General features: G+C 44.0%; 20 protein-coding genes. 8 read left to right on the forward strand and 12 right to left on the reverse strand.

Translation table 11 applies throughout. The features are described 5' to 3' along the window. Positions 1 to 46 precede the first annotated feature (46 nt). From ACT3IB_RS05365 to rpmH, 7 genes are all read right to left on the reverse strand, one after another. Positions 47 to 595, reverse strand: coding sequence for a hypothetical protein (locus ACT3IB_RS05365; RefSeq protein WP_491537978.1), 549 nt, complete (start codon positions 593 to 595; stop codon positions 47 to 49). Positions 596 to 703: 108 nt separating this feature from the next. After that, positions 704 to 2,038 (reverse strand): aminopeptidase P family protein, encoded by a 1,335-nt coding sequence (locus tag ACT3IB_RS05370; protein ID WP_491537979.1) that lies wholly within the window; start codon positions 2,036 to 2,038, stop codon positions 704 to 706. Between the two features lie 76 nt (positions 2,039 to 2,114). Next, on the reverse strand, positions 2,115 to 3,038 hold the full coding sequence (locus tag ACT3IB_RS05375; protein WP_491537980.1) for a type I restriction enzyme HsdR N-terminal domain-containing protein: 924 nt from the start codon (positions 3,036 to 3,038) through the stop codon (positions 2,115 to 2,117). 156 nt (positions 3,039 to 3,194) lie between these two features. Then, positions 3,195 to 5,012: a membrane protein insertase YidC gene (gene yidC, locus ACT3IB_RS05380; RefSeq protein WP_491537981.1), complete on the reverse strand. Its 1,818-nt coding sequence runs from the start codon at positions 5,010 to 5,012 to the stop codon at positions 3,195 to 3,197. Between the two features lie 22 nt (positions 5,013 to 5,034). Further along, entirely contained in the window at positions 5,035 to 5,259 is a 225-nt protein-coding gene (gene yidD / locus ACT3IB_RS05385; RefSeq protein WP_491537982.1) for a membrane protein insertion efficiency factor YidD, read from the reverse strand. After that, on the reverse strand, positions 5,256 to 5,690 hold the full coding sequence (locus tag ACT3IB_RS05390; protein ID WP_491537983.1) for a ribonuclease P protein component: 435 nt from the start codon (positions 5,688 to 5,690) through the stop codon (positions 5,256 to 5,258). The genes yidD and ACT3IB_RS05390 overlap by 4 nt, the downstream gene beginning before the upstream one ends. Continuing rightward, entirely contained in the window at positions 5,671 to 5,826 is a 156-nt protein-coding gene (gene rpmH, locus ACT3IB_RS05395; RefSeq protein ID WP_491537984.1) for a 50S ribosomal protein L34, read from the reverse strand. Before rpmH ends, ACT3IB_RS05390 begins: the two co-directional genes overlap by 20 nt. A 219-nt stretch (positions 5,827 to 6,045) precedes the next feature. On the opposite strand from rpmH, the gene secA reads away from it, so the two are divergent. From secA to ACT3IB_RS05435, 8 genes are all read left to right on the forward strand, one after another. Beyond that, positions 6,046 to 9,444: a preprotein translocase subunit SecA gene (secA, locus tag ACT3IB_RS05400; protein ID WP_491537985.1), complete on the forward strand. Its 3,399-nt coding sequence runs from the start codon at positions 6,046 to 6,048 to the stop codon at positions 9,442 to 9,444. Between the two features lie 9 nt (positions 9,445 to 9,453). Beyond that, positions 9,454 to 10,212 carry a polyphosphate--glucose phosphotransferase gene (ppgK, locus tag ACT3IB_RS05405; protein ID WP_491537986.1) on the forward strand — a complete coding sequence of 253 codons (759 nt, stop codon included), beginning with the start codon at positions 9,454 to 9,456 and terminating at the stop codon, positions 10,210 to 10,212. Between the two features lie 110 nt (positions 10,213 to 10,322). Further along, complete coding sequence (locus ACT3IB_RS05410) at positions 10,323 to 12,413, forward strand: S9 family peptidase (protein WP_491537987.1); 2,091 nt, start codon at positions 10,323 to 10,325, stop codon at positions 12,411 to 12,413. Between the two features lie 73 nt (positions 12,414 to 12,486). Then, entirely contained in the window at positions 12,487 to 13,563 is a 1,077-nt protein-coding gene (locus ACT3IB_RS05415; protein WP_491537988.1) for an MBL fold metallo-hydrolase, read from the forward strand. Between the two features lie 582 nt (positions 13,564 to 14,145). Beyond that, on the forward strand, positions 14,146 to 16,101 hold the full coding sequence (gene dnaX / locus ACT3IB_RS05420) for a DNA polymerase III subunit gamma/tau (RefSeq protein WP_491537989.1): 1,956 nt from the start codon (positions 14,146 to 14,148) through the stop codon (positions 16,099 to 16,101). Positions 16,102 to 16,182: 81 nt separating this feature from the next. Continuing rightward, positions 16,183 to 16,527, forward strand: a complete 345-nt coding sequence (locus ACT3IB_RS05425; protein WP_491537990.1) for a YbaB/EbfC family nucleoid-associated protein — start codon at positions 16,183 to 16,185, stop codon at positions 16,525 to 16,527. A gap of 96 nt (positions 16,528 to 16,623) precedes the next feature. After that, a complete protein-coding gene (gene recR, locus ACT3IB_RS05430) occupies positions 16,624 to 17,232 on the forward strand; it encodes a recombination mediator RecR (protein ID WP_491537991.1) in 609 nt (202 codons plus the stop codon). Positions 17,233 to 17,301: 69 nt separating this feature from the next. Further along, on the forward strand, positions 17,302 to 19,191 hold the full coding sequence (locus tag ACT3IB_RS05435; protein WP_491537992.1) for a M1 family metallopeptidase: 1,890 nt from the start codon (positions 17,302 to 17,304) through the stop codon (positions 19,189 to 19,191). A gap of 156 nt (positions 19,192 to 19,347) precedes the next feature. On the opposite strand, the gene ACT3IB_RS05440 is transcribed toward ACT3IB_RS05435, so the two are convergent. The 5 genes from ACT3IB_RS05440 to ACT3IB_RS05460 form a co-directional block, all read right to left on the reverse strand. Further along, a complete protein-coding gene (locus tag ACT3IB_RS05440; RefSeq protein WP_491537993.1) occupies positions 19,348 to 20,619 on the reverse strand; it encodes a hypothetical protein in 1,272 nt (423 codons plus the stop codon). A gap of 121 nt (positions 20,620 to 20,740) precedes the next feature. After that, entirely contained in the window at positions 20,741 to 21,298 is a 558-nt protein-coding gene (locus tag ACT3IB_RS05445) for an NADPH-dependent FMN reductase (protein WP_491537994.1), read from the reverse strand. Positions 21,299 to 21,303: 5 nt separating this feature from the next. Next, positions 21,304 to 21,972: an alpha/beta hydrolase gene (locus tag ACT3IB_RS05450; protein WP_491537995.1), complete on the reverse strand. Its 669-nt coding sequence runs from the start codon at positions 21,970 to 21,972 to the stop codon at positions 21,304 to 21,306. Positions 21,973 to 22,177: 205 nt separating this feature from the next. After that, complete coding sequence (locus ACT3IB_RS05455) at positions 22,178 to 23,107, reverse strand: VOC family protein (RefSeq protein ID WP_491537996.1); 930 nt, start codon at positions 23,105 to 23,107, stop codon at positions 22,178 to 22,180. A 6-nt stretch (positions 23,108 to 23,113) separates the two neighbouring features. Further along, the gene (locus tag ACT3IB_RS05460; RefSeq protein WP_491537997.1) at positions 23,114 to 24,043 is read right to left on the reverse strand and encodes a ring-cleaving dioxygenase; all 930 of its coding nucleotides are present in this window, start codon (positions 24,041 to 24,043) and stop codon (positions 23,114 to 23,116) included. Between the last annotated feature and the right edge of the window lie 79 nt (positions 24,044 to 24,122).

Raw genomic sequence — 24,122 nt, forward strand, 5'->3', positions numbered from 1 at the left:
TAAGATAAAAGCCTCCTTTAAAAGTGGACTTTATCCGTTAGTAAGCCTATAAAACTATTTTAATACCGATCCCAGAATTGTGTAACCCAATCGTAGAATTACCATTTCCATCTATGAAAGCATTGAAGCCAATCTCTGCAAAAAGAGCAAATTTAGAACTCAGCTGATACGAAGATCCTAACAGTAAGCCTGGTCCAATAAGGGAATCTTCAAATAGCATATTTGCATTGAGTCCCCAGTAGGTATTTAACGTTTCACTATTTACCCAGTTGGTATAACGAAGATAACTAAGATCTAAAAACAGTTGATTGTCGTGGGGTGATAGGTTTGAATAAGTCGTTATAAAGCCAAGTAATCTTAATTCGCTTTTATTACTCACCCCATAGGATACTCCTGCAGCAGGAGAGATGCTGCTGACCTTTATAGAAAAAGAGTTAATGCCTTCGGACGTTTGACCAACTCTTTGAGCGGTTGCTACATCAGCTGGCAAAAATACTAAAAGAACTAACCAAACTCCTGAAAGTAATAGCAGAGTATAATTAAGTGAACGAGCTAATGGATTTGGTTGCTTTTGCTCTTCCTTGTTGAAGATCATATCTCCTGATTGCATTCTTATAATGATGAGTAAAATAAGATGAAGCCCACTACAAAAGTGGACTTCATGTCTTCTAGGCCTGTTCTAATATATATATATATGAATAAATTACCCAGCCATTACTTTTTCGATATCATTTCGCTCTTTGGGAACGGTCGTCATATTTTCGCAGCCATCTTCTGTAACGATGATGTTATCCTCAATGCGAACACCGCCAAAGTCCATCATATTCTTTAGCTTAGAGGCATTCAGGAATTTCGAAGCCTTCTCATCTTCAAGGGCGGGTTTTAAAAGTGCAGGAACAAAATAGAGTCCCGGCTCTATGGTTAGAACCATCCCGGGTTGCAGGGTGCGCCGCATCCGTAAATATTTAATACCGGGACGTTCAATGCGCTCTACGCCTTTTGGATATCCGCCTACATCATGGGTATCAAGTCCGATAAAGTGCCCGAGCCCGTGGGGAAAGAAGAGGGCAAAAATATCCTCTTCCATGAGATCATGGACAGAACCTTTTACGATATCGGCATCTTTAAGGCCCTGCATCATCACACGCGCCGCCAGAATATGCAGGTCCTCCATTTTAATCTCCGGTTCTGCTGCGTCGATTACTTGTTTCTGAGCTTCCAGCACCGCCTCATAAATTTCGGCCTGCGAATTCGTAAATTTTCCATTGGCGGGATAGGTCCGTGTAAAATCCGAGGCATAACCGTTACACTCATAACCGGCATCAATCAAAAACAGGTCGCCGTCTTTTATCTCGCGGTTGTTTTCAACATAGTGGAGAATGGCGCTATTTTCGCCCGCCGCAAAAATGCCGTTATAGGCATCCTGCATCAGACCGTTTTTAATCTGATGATAATCAAACACGGCTTTTATTTCGTGCTCGTATTTACCGGGTTCCAACGCCTTCAAGACACTTTTATGAGCGATGTTGTTAACACGAGCCGCTTCCCGCATCTGATCGAGTTCCCAGTCTGTTTTAAACACGCGGCAGTGCGTCAAAGCATCTTCAAGCGTATCGAGATCGATGGGTAGCTCTCGCTCAAATTTTTCTATGAATTCAGCCTGTTCCTCTTCAATACAGTAAATTTTTTCTGGGGCCAATTCCTCAAGCACCTGGGGTAGTTTGCCCTCATAGTGAAGATGGTCGGGCTGGTATTCCTCCTGAAGTTGCTCCTTTGTTTTTACGCGCCCATGCCAGACTGCGTACTGGGCATCACGATCGGGAGCAAACAGGTGATAATCCTGATTTTTAAGGTCAAGAATGAGATGAAAGTCCGGTTCATTTACACCGGTCAGATACCAAAAATTTGACTCTTGGCGAAAGGGAAATTCATAGTCGGTATCATAACGATACATTAATTCAGCGCCTTTCATATAAACGATGGCAGATTCTTCGTCGTCAAGCAGTGAGAATAATTTTTCGCGGTGTAAATGATGCATAGAACAAAATTTTTAAATGAAAATGAGAGATGGAAGTTACAGTAAAAATGGTATCCAACAAACTAATCAAATTGTGCTAATCAACATGTTTGATAAACAGTGTATCGATTTCTTTTGCAAGAGCATCAACCTGAGTTTTTGACTCTAGTTCAATGTAATTAGTAAGATCAAAGGTTTGAATGCCCTGCCTAGAATACACCGAACTATTTACCTTTTTATCGGCAAAAAGCACATCCAGATTTATTTCTAAAACGGCTTTGTTTTCATTTTCTTTATTTAAAATAATCACCAGTCGATTTCCTCCAAAGGCTGTGTTAAGTGTTGTCAAAGCTAGACGCCGGTTCTCTGATGTTGGTATGATACGATAGTAGTGATTAAGATCGATATCAGAGGGACTACCACTGAAGGTTAAAAACTGGATGTTTGTGCTACTGTTCGACAGCCAAAGGTTAGGCAAGGTATCTTCGAGCCATAAACGCAGTTCCGGGGATGCTTTTTCGCCGGCGAAGCCTCGCTGCTTCCATTCATCAAAATCGTACTGCAAGTGCTTTTGCTGCCCTCTCAAAAAATTTGGGTATACATCTAATTCTTTTACTTTACCCGATGCTTTATCTATGGTGTACCAGAAATCTGAAATGCCGTTAGTCATCAACACATAGGGAGCGTCTACTTTTTTATTATATCTTGCTACTTGTTCAGCAGTTTTTGCAGATATGGACACATACTCTGCCTTGCATTCGACTAATAGTTTGGGATCAAACTGCTGGGAATAACAGATTAGGTCGGTTCGCATGGAGGTGTTCCCGATCTTACCAATAGCTTCTTCGGTTGAAATGCGGTGCTTTGACCACCCCCTCTGAATCAAGGCTTCCATAATCCGCAGCCGTACCCGTTCTTCGGGCAAGTTCTTGAGCGCTTTTTTATGGATGGGATTCCATAGCTTTTTTTCCCGATCACGCCACACTATTCGGGGATAAATATGTTTTGCAATACTTGCCATAAGGCCAAATATAGGAATGATTTATGAACTGCCAAGTTCATTGTTTGTAAAGATAAAACTGATCTAGGTTGTAATAAATGCGAAGAAGGAGAAGTGTTTAAAAAGAAAAGGCCCCGGATTTCGGAGCCTTTTCAGAATAGAAATTATTGTTTGTAACTATGCCTTAGCGGCTTCTTTTTCTTTATCCATCTGGCGATAAATAATGAGCTGCTGCCCGATAGATACGACATTATAAATCAGGTAGTAGAGGCTAAGTCCAGCCGCAAAATTGTTAAAGATAAACAGCAACATAAACGGGAATACGTATTGCAGTGCTTTCATGTTTACGCCGCCGGGGGCTCCGCCTCCTCCGCCACCGCCCGGACCCATGCCACCGGTTAGCTTGCTTTGAGCAAACATTGCGGCCGTCATAAGCAGTACAAATCCTGCTACTTGATCTCCTAAAAAGGGCACGCTAAACGGGAGACTTAAAATATAATCCGGTGCCGAGAGATCACTGGCCCACAAGAATTCCTGTTGGCGGATCATGATAGAATTCTGGAAGAAGCGCCAGAGGGTAATCAAAATCGGTAACTGCAATAGATTAGGTAAACAGCCGCCCAGCGGATTAACGCCCTCTTCTTTGTACAATTTCATGGTAGCCTTCTGCTGCTTCTCAGGATCATCCTCATATTTTTCCTTGATCTCCTGCATTTTGGGCTGCAGTTCTTTCATGGCTGCCATACTTCGGTAGCTTTTCTTCGTCAATGGATACAGTACCATTTTGATCAGAATAGCAAAGAGGATAATAGCCAATCCGTATCCCATATAATTGTCAACAAAACCAAAGTATGGAATAACGAGATACTCAACGATGGGATCCGAAATCCAGCTAAGCCAACTGTAACCCGTATCAACCATGCCGTATGTGCTTCCATCATAATCTTGCAAAGCGTAATAGGCTAAGGGGCCTACATACATATGGAAAGAGGCACTGCCTTGCGGGGAGATATCAGTTGTTATAAACGATCTGTAACGGTGTTCGGTGGTTGAAAGATCTGTTTCTCCACTTTGTTCACCTACAAGATGGGCACCTTCTGTGGTATTAGCCGTTTTTATGATTTGAGCAAAAAATTTGGTCCGTGTAGATACCCAGTCAATAGTTCCGTTATATTCTTGGGTATTGCGTCCAGCCTCGCTAAGCTTAAGCTGTTCCATCTCTCCCCCGGTATATACATATGCTTTTGCATACCTAGCCTCGGTAGTAGCTGGATTTTTTTCGGTGAAGTTCAGCGGTGACTTCCATCCAAAGTCAAAATTGCCGCCAATGATATCTCGTTCAAGTCCTTCAAATTCAACGTCCAGCTTAATCTGATGAGAATTTCCGAAGAGAGTGTATGTATATATCAGGCGTTTATCATCGTTGATGGTTAGCGCATATTTGACTTTAGTAGAATCATCTTCACCGAGAGTAAGGGTATCGCCGGGAGTAACCTGTTCAAAAACCAAGTTGTCGGTTTCTACATTATAATTCTCCCTGGTCAGAAAGCCCAACGAGTATGCCGATTCAGTAGTGTCTTTTATCATCTGAACCGGTTTATGATCCCATGTTTCGTAGTCCTTAAAAGTGATTTTGGATGGTCCGGCCCCAACATTAGTAAAAGTGGCATTATAAAGGGGGGAATCCACTACTAATTTTGTAGTATCCTCGATACTGGCTTTAGAAAACATGCCCATCTCAGGTTGTTCTTCCTGATCTTGGGTCAGGCGCGGAGTTGTTTTCTCCTCATCCTGTTTAGGCTCTTCCTGCTGCTGGGTAATATCTTGGTCCTGTGTTTGTTGCTGGGTATCAGCCTGGGCAGCAGCTAAACTGTCCTGACGAGCCTGCTCAGCCTGTCGTTGCTGAAGTTCCTGTTCCGATGGCATAGAATAGTAGGTCCATGCAACCATTACTAAAAATATTAATATAAATCCGGTTACGGTGTTACGATCCAAAAGAAATCCTCAGTCTGAATTATTAATTATGTTTTTGCTCCGGCACAGGATCATGTCCTCCTTTGCTCCAGGGATGACAGCTTCCAACCCGTTTTATGGTCAGCCATAATCCTTTGAGTGCACCATGTTTTTGAAATGCTTCGATACTGTATTGGCTACAGGTTGGATGATACCGACAACTGCTGGGCATCCATGGAGAAACGACTAATTGATATAAGCGGACAAGTCCTATAAAAAGATATTTCATGAATGGCCGGGAGAAGTAGTAGAGAGTTGGTCTCGAACTTTGCTTAGCAAAGCTATAATATTTTGTTCTACATCAGCGTAATTGGCATCTGTCGTCTTTGCCATCAACGCCCCGTGAAACATCATGTCGGCATTTTCTATAGGTTCAGATAAGATATTCTGATGGCGCCGATATGCTTCTTTGAGGAGCCGCTTCATGTGATTTCGTTTATTTGCTTTTCCCAAGCTTTTTTTGACGACAAATCCCATAAGGCAGCCGGAAGAATCTGATTCTAAAATCTTAAACCGCAGGTCAACAACAGTATTGCGGATGGTTATTGCATCTCGTTCAAAAAGACGCTGGAAGTTCTTCCGGCCCCGTAATATTTTGGCTCTGGGTAAACTTGCCTCATCACCAGAGCCAGAAATATCGTTACTTCGGTCCTTTTTCATCACTAATGGTTAGGCTGTGACGTCCTTTTTTGCGACGCTTCTTCAACACCTTTCTTCCGTTCTTGCTGCTGTTGCGCTTACGGAAACCATGCTTGGATTTACGCTTCTTGCTGCTTGGTTGGTAAGTACGTTTCATTGTTAAAAATCGGTTTATGAAAATTCAGTTCTTAGAGAGACGCCTAAAATAAAAATAAAATTAGACAATAAGAACCCTAAATTATCGGTTACATTAAGGTGCATAGGTATCAGGATGTTTTTTAAAAATACCTGATCTGCCGTTAAATAATTTGAACAGGCACTGCGTAAACTGTAACTTTCACAAATCACAAAAATTGCACGAGACCCTTAATATTTTATGTTCGATACATTAACCGAAACGGTTGGAGATGTTTTAACTTCCATTTTTGGTACCAAAAGTGATCGCGATCTTAAAAAGATCTGGCCTATCGTTGAAGAAGTAAATGAGCACTACGAGGGCATGGACCAACTTTCTGATGAGGAACTGAAGCAAAAAACAGAAAAGTTCCGTCAGAAAATAAGGGAAGCCACAAAGGAAATTGATGAAGAAATAGAATCGTTAAAGGATACACTTAACAGCGATGAGGAGTTATCAGTAAATCGGCGGCGCGAACTTGCTGAAGAATTAGACGAGCTCAAGCAAGAGAAAACCGATACCATTGAGGATGTATTAGATGAAATTCTGCCTGAAGCATTCGCCGTGATGAAGGATACCTGTCGTCGATTTTTGGGTGAGAAATGGATGGTTGGCGGCAATATGAACGAATGGAGCATGGTACCCTATGATGTTCAGATTGCCGGTGCTATTGCGATGCACCAGGGTAAAATTGCTGAGATGAAGACTGGTGAAGGTAAGACGCTTGCTGCCATTATGCCGGCCTATCTGAATGCCCTCAGCGGTCGTGGTGTACACATCGTTACGGTTAATAACTACCTGGCAAAGCGTGATGCCGAATGGAACGAGCCTTTGTTCAACTTTCATGGTCTCGAGGTAGATTGTGTTGATCTTTACGATCCGAACTCCGAGCCGCGACGCAAAGCATATCAGGCTGATATCACCTATGGAACGAATAATGAGTTTGGGTTTGATTATCTTCGAGATAACATGGTGATTAACTCTGAACAGCTGGTGCAGCGCGACCATAATTTTGCCATTATTGATGAGATTGACTCTATTCTTATTGATGAGGCCCGAACGCCGCTGATTATTTCTGGTCCGGTGCCCGAAGATACCCAGTCCGAAAAATACGAAGAGCTTAAGCCACGGGTCGAATCGTTGGTGAGCGCTCAGAAAAAGTTGGTTGCAAATCTTGTTAAGGAAGGTCAGGAACATCTTGAAGAGGGGAACAGAGAAAAAGCCGGTCTGGCACTGTATCGAGCCCAGCGTGGATTCCCGAAGAACAAGAAATTTCGGAAGATGATGCAGATTCCTGAAAACCAGAAATTGGTTCAGGAAACGGAAGCATTTTATCTACAGGACAACGCCCGTCGCTTGCCCGAAGTTGATAAAGTACTCTACTACTCGGTGGATATGAAGATGAATAACATCGAGATGACTGAGAAGGGACAGGATTTTATTACAAAAGCCGATGAAGATGAAGAGTTTTTTGTGATACCCGATCTCGGAACGGAAACCACCGATCTAGATGAAGAAATGGATGAGCTTCGGGAAGAAAAAATCCAAGAAATTGAAGAAAATGATGAGTGGAGTGAAGAATACAAAGAAGAAAAAATTGAAGAAGCCAAGCAGGAGGTAGCCCAAAAACGTGAAAAGCGTTTAAATGAATTGCACCGCCTGTTTGCTGAACGCAGTGATCGTATTCATACAGTAAATCAGTTACTTAAAGCCTACACGCTGTTCGAGCGCGAAGAAGAATACATTGTGCAGGACGGAAAGGTTCAGATTGTTGACGAGCACACCGGTCGCGTACTTTCGGGCCGTCGATATTCTGACGGGCTCCACCAGGCAATTGAGGCCAAGGAGAACGTGAGTGTTGAAGCTTCTACACAGACGTATGCAACTATTACGCTTCAGAATTACTTCCGCATGTATAACAAGCTGGCCGGAATGACCGGTACGGCCGCTACCGAGGAGGGCGAATTCAACGAGATTTACGATCTCGATGTTGTTATCATCCCTACCAACGAACCGGTAATCCGGGATGACAAAGAGGATCTTGTCTTTAGAACGAAGCGCGAAAAATATAATGCGGCTATTGAACGAATCCGTGAATATCACGAGAAGAAACAACCGGTACTCGTGGGTACCACTAGTGTTGATGTTTCGGAAACAATTAGTCGCATGCTTAAACGCGAGGGGATTCCTCATAATGTGCTGAATGCCAAGCACCATGCCAAAGAAAGTGAAATTGTAGAAAATGCCGGTCAGCCCGGCGCTGTTACGGTTGCTACCAACATGGCCGGTCGCGGTACCGACATTAAGCTTGCACCGGGTGTTAAGGAAAAGGGAGGGCTTGCCATCCTTGGTACTGAGCGCCACGAATCACGACGAATTGACTTACAGCTTCGGGGACGTTCCGGTCGACAGGGAGATCCGGGAGAATCACAGTTTTTTGTATCTCTTGAAGACGACCTGATGCAGCTCTTTGGATCCGATCGGGTGGCCAATGTGATGGAGCGCCTCAATTTCGAAGAAGGTGAACCCATTACCCACTCCTGGATTACGAAATCTCTGGAACGTGCCCAAAGCAAGGTTGAGCAAAATAACTTCAGTATTCGCAAGAAACAGCTGGAATATGATGATGTTCTAAACAATCAGCGTGAAGTTATTTATAAACGACGGAAACACGCGCTGGAGGGTGACGAGCTTCGCAGCGATATCTATGATATGCTTGAAGACCTTGTGGAAAGTGTTGTTGAAGAACATTATCCACAGGGCGAACTCGACAAACTGCGCGATACCATTCTGCGATTCCTGGCTGTTGATATCAAGTTGGATCGCGAAGAAATGGGCAAGATGGGTCCGGATGTGCTTATTGATCATATCATTGAGCGGGCCTATGAGGTGTATCGCCAGAAAGAGGAGATGATATCCAAGCCGTTGTATCAGGTTATTAAGAATATCAAAGAGTCTGATGCCGACAATAAACCGACGAAAGTACAGGTTATTTTTACGGACGGTATTCGCCGCCTTCGTGTGGTCGTAGATGTTGATGCAGCTTATGAAAACGAAGGCAAGGAAGTGGCCCGAGCCCTTGAACGTACCGCTGTACTTTCTACCATCGACAGTAAATGGATGGATCACCTTCGTGAGCTGGACTCAGTAAAAGAGGGCATTGGTCTGCGAGCATATGGACAGAAAGATCCGTTGCTGGAGTACAAACGTGAGGCGTTTGAGATGTTCAAGCAGCTTTTAGATGAGATTAACCAAGATGCTATTTCGCTTATCTGGAAGGCTATTCCCGAAATGCAGGCTGACGAAGAGAAGATGAAGCAAGCCCCTGAAGAGCGTGCAAAGGTTGATATGAATCGCGCGAAAACTCAGCATTCTGATGCTACTAATATGGGCTTTAAGTCAGGGGGCGGAGCTCAACAAAACGGGGGGCAGCAACAGCGAAGTGATCAGAAGCCTCAACCCGTTACTGTGGAGGAAGAGCCCGGTCGTAACGATTACGTTAAAATACAGAATATGAACAGCGGCGAAGTCATCGACATCAAATGGAAGAAAGCCAAGCGCATGATTGATGAAGAGGGCTGGGTGCTTATTGAGAAGTAGTAAATCCATATGGAAGTCTTAGGAATAGATATTGGCAGTTATGGTATAAAAGGTTGCATCGTAGATACCGAAAAGGGGGAGATCATTTCTGAGCGAAAAAGTACGCCTCCACTCGATGATACGACTCCCCATAAGATTCTTGCTAAGATGCATCAAATTGTTAGTAAAGAATTTAAATGGGATGGCCCTGTTGGCTGCGCCTTTCCCGCCCCTGTAAATAAAGGGATTGTACTATCTGCCAAGCGCGTTGATGATTCCTGGGTTGATGCCAATGCTGAGCAACTTTTTTCTGAGATTACTGAGAATGAATTTTCGGTCATTAACGATACGGATGCTACTGGACTGGCCGAGATGCACTTCGGGGCCGGCCAAAACCAGGAAGGCGTAACCATTGTACTTTCTGTAGGTACAGGTATTGGTTCCTCTCTTTTTATGGATGGTCGACTTGTACCGAATACTGAACTTGGTCTTATGGAAATTCGAGGCACCACTGTTGAAGAACGTGCTTCAAATAAATCCCGTAAAGAAGAAGGGATTCGTAAAAAAACGTGGGCTAAGCGACTGGAGTTTGTGTTGGAACATCTTGAAAAAATATTCCATCCGAACCTCTTTATTTTGGGTGGACAGTTAAGTCGAAAAGCAGATAAAACATTCCCGTTTATTAAAATCAATACTGCCTTTAAAGCAGCAAGCTTTCTAAATGACGCCAGTATTGTGGGGGCTGCCATGGTTGCTGCGCATAAGAAAAACAAACTCTTTTATCGTTAGGCAGGGTTTTCTAATAAAATCAAATAGGTAAAACCTTGTTGTATTCTTTGCCCATCTCAGAAAACCTTTATTTATTATCGGTCAGTTAACAAAAAATAGCTTTTATACTCATGCGCATATTTGTAAAGATTTTCTTTGTATTTCTCTTTTTGCCAGCGTTGGGGTTCGGTCAAAGCAGTCTTGACACCCTGAGTTTGGAATCAATTTTCTACGATCCACTGCTGGCCGGCAATAGGCCCGATATTGTTTCCTTTTCTCCCGATCAGTCCAATATCTATTATCAAGCTAATGATTCATCCATGTCAAAGGAAGAGTTATTTCGACGTCCTGTTACGGGGGGCGAACGTAATCTTGTTTCTGATGAAGTAGATAGAAATTTTGAGGTGTCACCTGATGGTCAAAAACTGCTGTATCAAGAGCAAGGTGATATCTGGATTGCAGACCTTGATTTTACGAATAAGCGACAATTGGTTGATTCCAAAGCAGAGGAATACGGTGAGAGGTGGAGTCCAGATGGTAAGCGAATTGCATTTGTTCAGGATGGAGATATCTGGATGATTAATATTAATACTTCAAAGCTGACCCAAGTCACCAGTAAGAAAGATGATCAGCCCGGATTTAATGTTGAGGGGTGGGCAGGAAATGGGCAGCTCGTTCTAACTCAGTTTGATACTTCGGATTATGAAGAATACTATTTTCCGGAATATGTAGGCCAATATGTAAAACCCGGATCTACGCGTCGCGGTATTGCTCGTCAGCTGGTTTCAGTTGTTGATCTGCAAACTAAAGAAGTAGATCTGCTTTTAGAAAATAAAGGATATATTGATGCCGATATAAGTGCCGGAGGAAAATATCTTGCTCTTGATGTCACCGGTCCGCCAATGAAAAAACGTGAGGTTAAGGTTTTTGATCTCAGCTCAAATAAACCTACGACAGTGTTTCAAGATTCGACAAGGGGTTGGCTCTATAATACAGAAATCGCATTTGCTCCATCCGGTGATAAACTGATGATCTTATCTGAAAAAGACGGGTGGAATCATATATATACGACCAATCCTGACGGGTCTAACCTTCGCCAGCATACCAGCGGAGAATATGAAGTACCGTGGGCGGAATGGCTGAATGGTGAAACGATTATCTATGCTTCAACCGAAGTGGGGCCGGGAGAACGTCATGTTTACCGGTTGAATATCAACAGTAATGAAACAGAAAAACTGACCACTGAGACAGGATATCGCCAGAACTTTGAGTTAAGTGATGATAAGACACACCTTGTTTATCAATACAGCTATTTTAATGAGCCGTTTGAGCTTTACTCACTGAATGTGAAGGATGATTTAGGAGAAAAGCGACTGACACAAACCATTCCTGATCGATTTGATAAGATGGAGTGGCAAAAAGAAGATTACATTCGCTTTAATGCTCGCGATGGGGAAACAGAACTCTCGATGTCAGTTCTGGGGCCTACTAAAAAGACTGAACAATCGAGCCATCCGGTTGTAGTTTTTGTACATGGAGCGGGTTCCCTGCAAAATGTGTACAAGGGCTGGTCGAATAATTATTATCGGGAATATATGTTTCACCAGTATTTGACGGCGCAGGGCTACTATGTGATCGAAGTGGATTATCGTCACAGCACCGGCTATGGACGTGAATTTCGCGAAGATGTAACCAACTGGATGGGCAAATATGAAACTCGTGATATTATTGATGGCATTGATCATCTGGCCGAGCATTATCCGCAGGCCGATACTTCGCGCGTTGGAATTTACGGAGGCAGTTACGGCGGTTTTATGGCATTGTATGCTACCAGCGTAGCTCCAAGTTATTTTGATGCCGCTGCGGCATTGCGGGCCGTCACCAACTGGGAAAACTACTACTATACGAATCCGTGGTACACGCAGCCGCGGCTGGGTACGCCCGAAGCAGACTCTGCCCACTATGCCCGAAGTTCGCCCATAACGTATGTTGAGCAACTCGAAGATCCGGTTCTTATTTTACATGGACTGACGGACAATAATGTGGGATTCCAGGATGCAGCACAATATATCGAAAAGTTAATACAAACAGGTGGCAAAAAGTTTGACATGATGATGTATCCCACAGAACGTCATAGTTTTGAAGATCCCGATGCCTGGTTTGATGAATATTCCCGTATTTTTGACTTTTTCAACAAGCATCTTAAAAATGAAGCCAATTAAATTTATGGGAAACAAAACATGGCAGCACCAGTTGTAACCATTTGAAAACTTTTAGAACAAGCGTATTAGTTTAATGATCTGGATAGTTGCAATTGCAGTGGTACTTGTAACTGCACTCATTATTGTGGATAAGTTATTGTCTGCTCCTAAGTATGTGGAGGATAATTCCGACCATTTTGATGGTAAAAAATTTGTCAATCCCGATGGTGCCGGAACCCACCATTACGGTGAGGTGCTCAAATGGTGGCTGGGGGGCAACGATCGGGGGATCTGGCATAATTATGATAAAAATGATTTGCCCAATTATCCGGCTCCTGATTCCTCTATGAGTCACGGTAGGCATCGTATCACTTTTATTAATCATGCCACTTTCTTGATTCAGGTTAATGGGCAAAATATTTTAACCGATCCCGTATGGAGCTTTCGAGCAAGTCCCTACCAGTGGATTGGCCCCAAGCGTAAACGTCCCGCAGGTATTGATTTTGATGATCTGCCGCAAATCGACACAGTGTTGCTGAGCCACAATCATTACGATCATCTGGATATCAATGCGGTAAAGCGTTTAAAAAATAGATGTGATCCTCAATTTATTGTTCCTCTTGGCGTAGAACGGTATCTACATAGACAGGGAGTAGACCGGACTATTCGTATGGACTGGTGGGATAAATATGGTTTGGGGCATGAAACCAAACTTACGGCGGTTCCCGCCCGACACTTTTCGGGGCGTGGCCTTTTCGATCGTAATAAAACCCTTTGGTGTGGTTATGTCCTTGAAAGCCCATCGGGGACTATCTACTTTGCAGGAGATACCGGCTTTGGAGATTTCCTGAAAGAGATAAAACAGGAGGTGGGTCCTATTAATACGTCCATTCTTCCTATCGGGGCCTACAAGCCGCGTTGGTTTATGGAGGCGATTCACATGTCGCCCGAAGAGGCCGTGAAAGCACACCAGGAACTACAGTCTCAAAAAAGTATTGCTATGCATTTTGGAACTTTCCCTATGGCTGATGACGGAATGTATGAGCCTCTGGAGGATCTAAAAAAGGCGCGTCGTCAGTATCGGGTCTCAGAACGCGAGTTCCTGGCTTTGCAACATGGTGAATCGTTCTGTTATAAGCCGCAACATGCTGTGATTGATGGTGTTGCATAAAGTGCGATAATGTGGCATTCATGCTGGCCATGATCAATTATAAGAAACTACTGTCGCTGATTCTTTTTCGTTATTGCAAAAATCTCAATAGGGCAATTTATTCTTAAGGGAACCGTAACTGATGCCCAAACGGGTGAACGCCTTCCCGGCGCCAATGTTTATTTATCCGGAACCACCTATGGCGTTTCTACCAATTAAACCGGTTACTATAAGCTCTCCATGTCTGATCCGGGGACCTATAATCTGGTGTTCAGTTTCGCAGGGTATCGCAAGAAAGTCAGGCGAATAGAAATTTATGTATCTTCATCTGAAACGATAAATATCTCGTTCAAAGAAGACGTGCAGCAGCTAGGAAAAACAGGGTATTTTTTGTTGATGAATATGGTGCCCTGCTCAATCCGCTGTCTCTTGTTGCTTATGGCGACTGGGCAGATTTCCGAGTATCCTACAGCCTTCCTACCAATTATTCAGTGGGATATTGAGCTAAAATTGCTTCACAAATTCAACTGCGAAATGGGCTTCATTTTTTGTAGATTTATCCGTTGTTTGAAGCAATAACTAAAAGCTCAACAAGAGCCTCTGATGTCTGATAATTATCGCGCGTTAACACGTACCTATCGGCCTACTTCGTTTGATGATATTGTATCACAACAGCATGTGAGCAGTACCCTCAAAAATGCCATCAAAAAAAATCGGCTGGCCCATGCCTATATGTTTTGTGGTCCGCGTGGAGTGGGAAAAACCACGATGGCCCGTGTACTGGCTCGAACGGTAAACGAAATCGATCGTGATGTAGATGGGGAATCGTTAAATCAGACACTCAACGTTGTTGAGATTGACGCCGCTTCGAATAACAGCGTCGATGATATTCGAGACTTGCGCGAACGCGTCCGCATTCCGCCGCAAAACGGCCGTTATAAGATCTACATTGTCGACGAAGTTCACATGCTCAGCAAGTCGGCGTTTAATGCCCTGCTTAAAACGCTGGAAGAGCCGCCCGATCACGTGATCTTTATTTTTGCTACGACGGAGCCACATAAAGTGCTTCCGACTATTTTGTCGCGTGTGCAACGGTTCGACTTTAAACGCATCAGCGTTGACCAGATCGTGGAACGCCTTGCCAATGTGGCTGAAAACGAAGGCATCAGTATTGATGAAGAATCGCTCCACGTTATTGCAAAAAAAGCCGATGGTGCACTGCGCGACGCCCTTGGGCTAATGGATCAGGCTATTGCTTTTTGCGGTAACAACATTCAGCATGATGAGTTGCTTCGAGCGCTCAACGTGGTAAGCACCGAACGCATGTTCGACTTTATGAATGCCGTAGAGGAGCAGGATGCGAGTCACGGACTCGAGTTGATTAATGAATTGCTGCAGGAGGGCTATGATATCCAAGAGTATCTGGTTGGATTAACAGAGCACTTGCGGAACCTTTATGTGGCTAAGAGCTCCGAGCAGATGTACTTGGTGGAAGCATCTCCCGATACTAAAAAACGATACCGGGAATCAGCCAAGGCATTTAGGGAAGATGACCTGATGCGCATGCTTCACATTGTGAGTGAAGCACAGTACAAGATCAAGGAAGCGCATCAGCCCAAAATACAATTTGAGATAACGCTCCTTAAGCTTATCCATATGGAGCGTACCCAAAAGCTGAACACTCTGCTAACAGAGCTGGAGCAGTTAAAAAAAAAGCTAAATAATTCTGAGCTATCTGCATCAACCGACACAGGTTCGGAAGTAGAAGTTCTGAAAGAAAACGAACAGCAACAAAGTACGGAATCAGCATCAACGGGATCGACTCCGGATTCAAATGGCTCCGCTCCTTCACAAAAGGAACATGCAGAATCTAATTCAAAGGAATTTACAGAAAGTTCAGCTGGTGTGGAGGAGAGTACGTCGACACCCTCCGACTCAAATGGCCAGGATTCGCCTCTACCCACAGAAGAGTCCCTACCCGAAGGGCAACGTTCGGTAAAAAACGAGGTGTCAGCAAAAGAAGAGGAACAACATGCTAACGATGAAGACGAGTTTGATAACTTGTTTGGTGCCTCCTCGCTTGGTAATCCCAAGCCAGAAAACAGGGACGAAAAGAAGAAACCGGAATTGCAACAGAGTTCGCAAAAGGAAACGGCAACAGCAACAAAACGCGCTCCCAAGGATGTTTCGTTGCAAGAAATTAAGGATTGCTGGGAGGACTATTTGGACAATCTACGCCATCATGTACCGCAAATGCTGTACTTTCAAATGCAGCGTGTAGATCCCGTTGAACTAAAGAACGGGGACCTGAAGCTGCGGGCCAATGATGATTTTGCCAAAAAAATTGTCGATGAAAATCGCCGTCGCCTGGGTAAATTTTTAGAGGACGAAATTGGAGCCTTTCTTAACCTTACCTGCATTGTGCAAAAGCAGGAAAAAACCGGTGAAGAATCAATGAGTCCATATGAGCGGTTTAAAAAGCTTCAGGAGCGCGACCCCACAATCAAAAAGCTGGTTGAACTCTTTGGCGCCGAATTGGATTATAATTTAAATCAGTAGTCAAAGACTCTTATCTTTATACAATCGTTCTAAGATTGTCTTGTATGAAACAAACGTATTAAAAAAGAAAACTTTATTGTTATGAATCAAAATATGGCTGACATGTTCGGGAAGTTTTCCGAGCTGCAAGAAAAAGTTGAAGAAGCAAAACAGGAACTCGCTAAGCTTGAAGTTGAGGCTGAAGCCGGCGGCGGAATGGTGAAAGTTAAAGCCAACGGCAAGCGCCAAATTTTGAGTATCAAACTGGACAAGGATGTTATTGATCCCGAAGATGCTGAGATGATGGAAGATCTGGTAGTGGCCGGTGTTAATAAAGCACTGGATAAAGCTGAAGAAGCTGCCCAGGAGCGCATGCAGGAAACCTACAAAGATATTCTTCCCGGCGGTGGTATGCCAGGCATGGATCTGAGTAAGTTAGGGCTTTAATTACCGTGTCATGCTGAACTTGGTTCAGCATCTATCATGTTAACAGACCCTGAAACAAGTTCAGGGTGATACACAGCTTCATAAAATAACTGCTACATGGAAGGAACATCAGAAATACTTGAGCAGGCTATAGAGCAGCTGGCCAAGCTACCGGGAACGGGACGAAAATCGGCAAGGCGCATTGCTTTGTTTCTGCTGAAGCAGGATGATGAGTCGGTGGTCAATTTGGCCGAGGCGCTGATAAATCTCAAAAAATCTATTACTCGCTGCTCTGTCTGCGGTGTAATTAGTGACGGCGATCCCTGTTCTATTTGCCAAAATGCCAAGCGGCAAACGGGACAGATTTGCGTGGTTGAAGAATCGCAGGATGTATTTTTGATTGAAAAAACCAATGAGTTCCGCGGCCGTTATCATGTACTCGGTGGCGTAATTTCTCCTCTCGATAATATCGGTCCCGATGACGTTCGCATTAAGCAACTTATGAAGCGGATCAATGAGGACGACGAACAGATTGACGAGGTTATTTTAGCGCTCAATCCCGATTCGGAAGGCGAAGCCACATCCTACTACATAAATAAGTTGCTTAAGCCTTTTGATGATGTGAAAGTAACACGTATCGCATACGGTATTCCCATGGGGACAGAGCTCGAATTTATTGACGAAGCCACACTGGGACGTGCTTTTGCAAGTCGTAATACGTTTTAAACATCGATCATTTCAGCTGAGAGCAATTAATATTCTTTTAAGATCTAACAATTAATCAAAATTCACATTATGAAATTACGATACCTACTTTTACCACTGCTTTTTTTGGGGATGACTATTTCTGCTCATGCTCAAGATAAGAATTACTGGCAGCAAGAGGTTGAATATGAGATGGATGTCGACGTTAATGTCGAAGATCATCAGTTTACGGGAACCCAAAAACTGACGTATCACAATAATTCGCCCGATACGTTGCACCGGGTATTTTACCACTTGTACTTCAATGCCTTTCAACCGAATAGCATGATGGATGTCCGTTCGCGTACGATAGAGGATCCGGATAGCCGCGTTCGTGATCGCATTCAGAAATTGCCCAAGGATGAAATTGGCTACCATCATATTAATAGTCTTAAGCAAGATGGAGATGCTGTTTCTTATACGGTTGAAGGTACAATCATGGAGGTTACTCTGAATGAACCCATCGCCCCCGGTGAAACCGCTGTCTTTGATATGGAGTTTGAAAGTCAGGTGCCGCGGCAAATTCGTCGCAGCGGGTGGATGAATAAAGAAGGCGTTGAATTTTCTATGAGTCAGTGGTATCCCAAAATTTCGGAATATGATGATAATGGCTGGCATCCCAATCCGTATATAGGCCGCGAGTTTTATGGTGTGTTTGGCAGTTTTGATGTCGAAATTTCAATTGACAGTTCCTATGTAATGGGGTCAACAGGGCACCTGCAGAATCCAGAAGAAATTGGCCACGGTTATGCTGAGGAGTATGAACGACCGAATTCAGAAAAATTAACCTGGCACTGGAAGGCGGACAAGGTCCATGACTTTATGTGGGGCGCCGATCCCGACTTTACGCATACAACAGCCCAGGTTCCAAACGGGCCTAAGCTACATTTCTTTTATCAAAAAGATACGGTAGCTGTTAATGCCGATCGCTATTCCCAAGAGCAGCTCCGTGAAAACTGGCAAAAACTACCAGAGTACACCGTAAAAACGTTTCAGTATATGAGCGAAAACTTCGGTGACTATCCCTACAAGAAGTTCTCTGTTATCCAAGGAGGCGACGGGGGAATGGAATACCCAATGGGTACCTTAATTACCGGAAATCGATCACTGGGCAGTTTGGTAGGCGTTACCGTTCACGAGCTTATTCATATGTGGTATTATGGCGTATTAGCTAATAATGAAAGTCGTTATCCATGGTTCGATGAAGGCTTTACGACCTATGCATCAGCGTTGACTATGGATCAGTTATTTAATAATGGTGAAGGTGAAAATGTACATCAACGTTCGTATCAGTCATATTATGACATCGCAAAAGATGGTAAGCAGGAGGCGCTTGATACGCATGCTGATCACTTCCATACCAATCGTGGTTATGGAACAGCTTCTTATTCAACCGGGGCTGTATTCTTAAATCAGCTGCGTTACATCATTGGCGGTGAAACGTTTGATAAAGGAATGAAACGCTTTTTCGAAGAGTGGAAGTTTAAGCATCCTGATGGGCGCGATTATTTGCGTGTGATGGAAGAAGAATCAGACATGGTGCTGGATTGGTACTATGAGTACTTTATCGAGAGCACTAAGCATATTGATTACGGAATCAATTCAGTGTTGGGTGTTGATGGAACAACCTATATAACGCTAAAACGGCAAGATTTGATGCCAATGCCAATCGACCTGATGGTTACGTATGAGGATGGCAGCAAGGAACAATTTTATATACCCATGCGCATCATGCGAAATATCAAACCAAATGAAAATCCGGATATTCCCCGCACTATCAAAAAAGATTGGCCGTGGGTGAATCCGACATACACGGTTGAAGTTGATCGACCGGCGAAAGAGATAAAACGAGTTGAGATCGATCCCACGAAACGCATGGCTGATATCAATCGCGATAATAATGTTATTGTGATGGATGAGTATCTACAGCCTGCAAAGTAATTAGATAACCCTTTTCTGAATCTAAAGCCCGGGTTTTATCATCCGGGCTTTTTTTATTGACGAAATGTATAACATGGATTACTCTCTTCACTACATTACGCCCGAAATGTCAGCCAGAGTAATAGTGGAACTACTATCACATAGGAAAGATAGTAGCTAAAAGTAATAACCGATATTGATATTAAACCGCGTATTCCATCGGGGATCATCGACGCCGGCGCCCAGCCCTTCTCCAAAGTTGTCGGTTAGCCATGGTTGGTTTTTGCCCGATGCGATATCAAAATAAGTGTACAGGTTGCCAGCGGATACCATAAATCCAAGTACATTATGCTGGCTGTCGGTAAATGAGTCGTTTACTTTATCCAGATAGGTATAGTTGTTGTAAAAGGTGAGTTTTGAAATGGGTCCCCAGTCTACCTCTTTGGAATAGGAGACACCCAGCACATACATGTTTCCTTGGGCGGCTACATCATAGCCCGGCGTACCGTCACTGGAGGGAAATCCGTAAGCCCCCATCTGCACTACGTCAACGGAGTTGCCCTGATCATTTTGCACGTTGTGATTGAAGTAGATGTATTCAGCCTTCACATTAAAATTACCATAAGTGCCATCAACATGAGGTGCAAAGGCATAGTGCTCGGAAATTTCATCAAGTGCGCTGTTGTAAATACCTCCGTACTGGATAGAAGCGCCGAGTTCGGTGCTGCCCAGCGATCCGTGATTCCAATTGTAAACCGCACGTCCATTAAATTGACTGGTTTCGGAATTCGATAATCCTTCGCCGGGTTCAGCAATAATATCATAGGAGTACCGAGCCGTGTTTTGCGGGGCGAATTCAGCCACACCATTGGGATCGGCCTGCATAAAATAAGCTAGATGGAAATCCCAGTTGTTGTGAGAGGTGGTGAGCTTGAATCCCATATCGTGGTCATCTTCCAATCCCAGGTAATAGGGGAGCTGGAACCACCAGTTGTGGGAAGCATACTGCAACAGGCCAAAAGGCACCTGCGTGACGCCAACCTGCAGGTTTGTCTGATCCGAAAAATCGTAGCCCAGCCAGCCCTGTTTGATAAAGTGCGTACCGAAGGTGGGATAAAAGCGATATTCTAAATTGATATTGATACCTTCGGCACGTCCTTCTACGTTGAGGCGCCACATGTCGAAGGTAAATTCGCTATCCGACTCACCAATCGATCCGCCGTAATCCTCAAGATAGAGATTATAGCGAAGAGCACCACCAATGGATAAGTAGTTGCTGGTATCCTCATTGGCAACAGTTAATATAGCAGAATCAAGTATAGAAGGGCTGTCAGGTTTTTTGGAATCATTAGAAATGGCCAGTGAGGGGGTCGAGATGAGCGTATAGATTGCAACTAAAAATGCCAGTAATGAGACGTTCCAGTTTTTGACAGATTTAGCGCACTCCATAAATCATTAATTTTATTGCAGATACTTAATAGTACTTAGTACAACAGCCAGCCTCAAATCATTCAATGGAGTTCACCCGATCGTATTGTTCGGTAATGGAATAACAGCTACAAAATAAAGATTATTGAAATCGTAAGATCCAGTTCTGGTAGGCTTCAAGGTACTTGTGGAGATATTTGCGGGTATTTTCATCGGTTAGCGTTCCGTCATCATCAAATTTTTGATGCGCACGAGCAAGGAGAAATTCAGGCTGGGGCATGCAAAAGGAATTAGTAAACTCAAAGGCCTGACGCAGTTGACTTTGCCCACGAGCAGTACCCGTAGAACCGGGTGTCGCTCCCATGAGTCCCACTGGTTTTTCGTTGAGTGGCGCATTTTTAGGCGGACGTGAGGCCCAGTCTACCGCATTTTTTGATACCGCAGGCACCCCGTGATTATATTCCGGCGTTGCAATTAGTACTCCATCGGCCTCGTAAATGGCTTCCTTAAATGCTGCTACTCGTTCGGGATCTCCCTTTGCCTCCAGATCAGCGTTATAGAGGGGAATGCCTTCGAGATCAAAAACTTCAATGTTGATATTTTCGGGAGCCAATTTTTTTGCATTTCGTAAGAGAGCCTTGTTATATGAATCTTTCCGGAGACTTCCTGCAAAAGCTAATACTGAAAGTGATTGTGCCATAGCTGTTATCCTGTATTATTAATGATATGCTGTACGTGCTCAATTTCGTCTTTGTTTACGGTGTGACCCATTCCCACATAAATTTTCTTTGTGACATCAGCCCCCAGTTTTTCAAAGACTTTTTCGGTCAGATCCACCCGCTCTTGCGGAATATGGGGATCGCGATCGCTGCATCCTAAAAATACAGGCGTTTGTTCCAGCGACCCCTGGTAATTATTAGGATCTACTTCTTCGCCAATAAGTCCACCGCTGAACCCCACAATACCACCAAAGTGCTGCGGATGACGAGCCGCAAATTCCGTAGTCAGGCAGGCGCCCTGTGAAAAACCGAGCAATATAATTTGTTCCGTCGGGATGCCAGCTTCATTAAGCTCTGAAATTTGATCATAAATCGCTTGAAGTCCGCTTTTAATGCCCGGCTGATTCATCTTTTTGGGGGCCATAAACGACCGCGGGTACCAGGTGTGATTACTGGCTTGAATGGCTCGATAGTGGATGTGATCTCCTTCAAACTCATCAGCAAACATCATCATGCTTTGGGCTGATGCGCCACGTCCATGAGTGAAAATCATGGCCATTCTGGCATCACTCATTTTGGCTCCGCCGGTAACTACCTGCTGATTTTGATGCGGGCCGTTGAAAGGATTATCGGGATCAACTTGGAATAAGGACATTGGTTGTTATTTCGTAGTGTGTATTACTGGTTCAATGTAATTGTTAGTGTCACCCTGAATTTATTTCAGGGTCTGAAAAATATTAATGATTGCAGATGCTGAAACAAGGCCAACTTCGCCAAAGTAGCCATACAAGTACTCAATTTTTGGCAGCTTGTTGCAAGGCTACGTAGGCTGAATTCAGCATGACACATCTTTTTGAAATTTAAGTTTTAATTGGTGGCAGTGCGGCCTCAATTTGATCTCGTTTGGGTTCGTGCCAGGGCGTCAGCTCCAGTATTTCAGCTTGGTCTTTAGATTTATCAGCATTCACAAAGTAACCCGGACCATTGGTGGCCATTTCAAAAAGAACGCCGCCGGGCGTACGGTAATACACCGATTTGAAAAAGTGTCGGTCAATAATTTCGGTGGGACGTAATCCCATTCGGATGACTTCAAAACGCATGTTCGTCAAGTCTTCTTCATCCTTGCTTTGAAAGGCCACGTGATGCACAATGCCGGCTCCATTTTGACCGGGTTGTTCATCAACGTTTTCGATAATCAGGCTGTGGCCCAGTGTACTTTCGGTTTTGTACAAAGTTAGGTTGCCTTCTGATTCTGCTTTCGTGAATCCTAAAGTTGAGGTCAGAATTTCTTCCGTTTCATCCACCTGATCCAACTTTAAGGTAGTACTCCAGAATCCTTGAATCTGGTGCTCTTGGGGAACCGGAGATTGCTCCCAGCTTTGGAGATCGTTATCATAATCAAACACCAGGTGTAGCTGAAGGCCATCGGGATCTTTGAGCGAAATATGGGTTTTGCCAAAGCGAGCAAAGGGATGACTGTGAGAAATACCTTGCTCATCTAGGCGATTTTGCCAGTAATCCAGAGAATCTTTTGGAACCGTAAGAGAAACTTCTGTTGCTTCGCCCGATCCGGGATTACCCTGTCGGGCCCGGGGCCAGGGAAAGAAAGTCAGGCTGGAACCGGGACTTCCCTCTGAATTGGCATAAAACAGGTGATACTTTGTAGGATCATCCTGGTTAACCGTCTTTTTAACCATGCGCATACCCAGCTTTTTGACGTAAAAATCGTAATTGTCTTGGGGGTCGCTGGCGATAACAGATATGTGGTGGAGTCCTCTGTGTTGTGACATAGCTTTTTAATTATTTAGCGGTGGAAGTTCTTGCTCGATGGTTGCACGTTCGTGCTCCAGCCAGTCGGGCAGTTTCAAGGATGAGCCAAGCTTGTTTAGTTCCTCATCGCGCGTAAATCCGGGAGGGTCGGTGGCAATTTCAAACAATATTCCGCCGGGCTCGTGAAAATATACCGACTTGAAATAATCTCGATCCTTCACTTCAGTTAGATAGTAGCCCTTGTATTCCAGTTTCTCACAAAGTGAAAATTGCTCTTGCTCATCCTCAGCGCGAAAAGCAATATGATGGACCGTGCCCCTGCCTGAACGTCCACGCGGTTCAAATTGATCAATAATTTCAATAGTTGAACCAAAAGCAGCCTCGCTTTTGTAAAGGTAGCGATCATCGAACTGGTCGATAAGCTCAAATCCCAGAAAATCCTCGAGCAACGACCCTGTTGGCTGATATTTCTTTTCCGCCAGTGTTGCTCCATAAATTCCGCGTATAGCATGTTGGGCAGGGATGGGGCCGCCAACCCAACCATCAATGTCATCAGCAGTTAAATCAAGGACAAGTTCGAGGTGTAGCCCGTCAGGATCTTGAAAACCGATTACTTCTTTTCCAAATCGTTCAAAAGGTTCCACATAATCAACCTCTTTATCCTGGAGATGGGAAATCCAAAATTCTTTAGAAGTAGTAGGTACCGAGAATGAAATTGCAATCACCTGTCCGCGGTCGGGACTCCCATTTTGCAAGTGTTCCCATGGGAAAAATGTGAGAATAGAGCCGGGCTTTCCAGATTCATCCCCATAGTACAAATGATACACCGAGGGATCATCAAAGTTGACCGTTTTTTTGACGAGCCGTAGCCCCAGAACCTCAGTATAAAATTGGTGATTTTCTTTGGGATTTCCGGCCACGGCCGTGATATGGTGAATGCCTTTACTGTGCGACATAAATTGCTAATTCAACCTTTGGTTATATAATACTGAACATAAGATAGCGGATGCAGCATAAAAATCTATATTGCTAATT

This window comes from Fodinibius sp. GM21, from assembly GCF_058386955.1.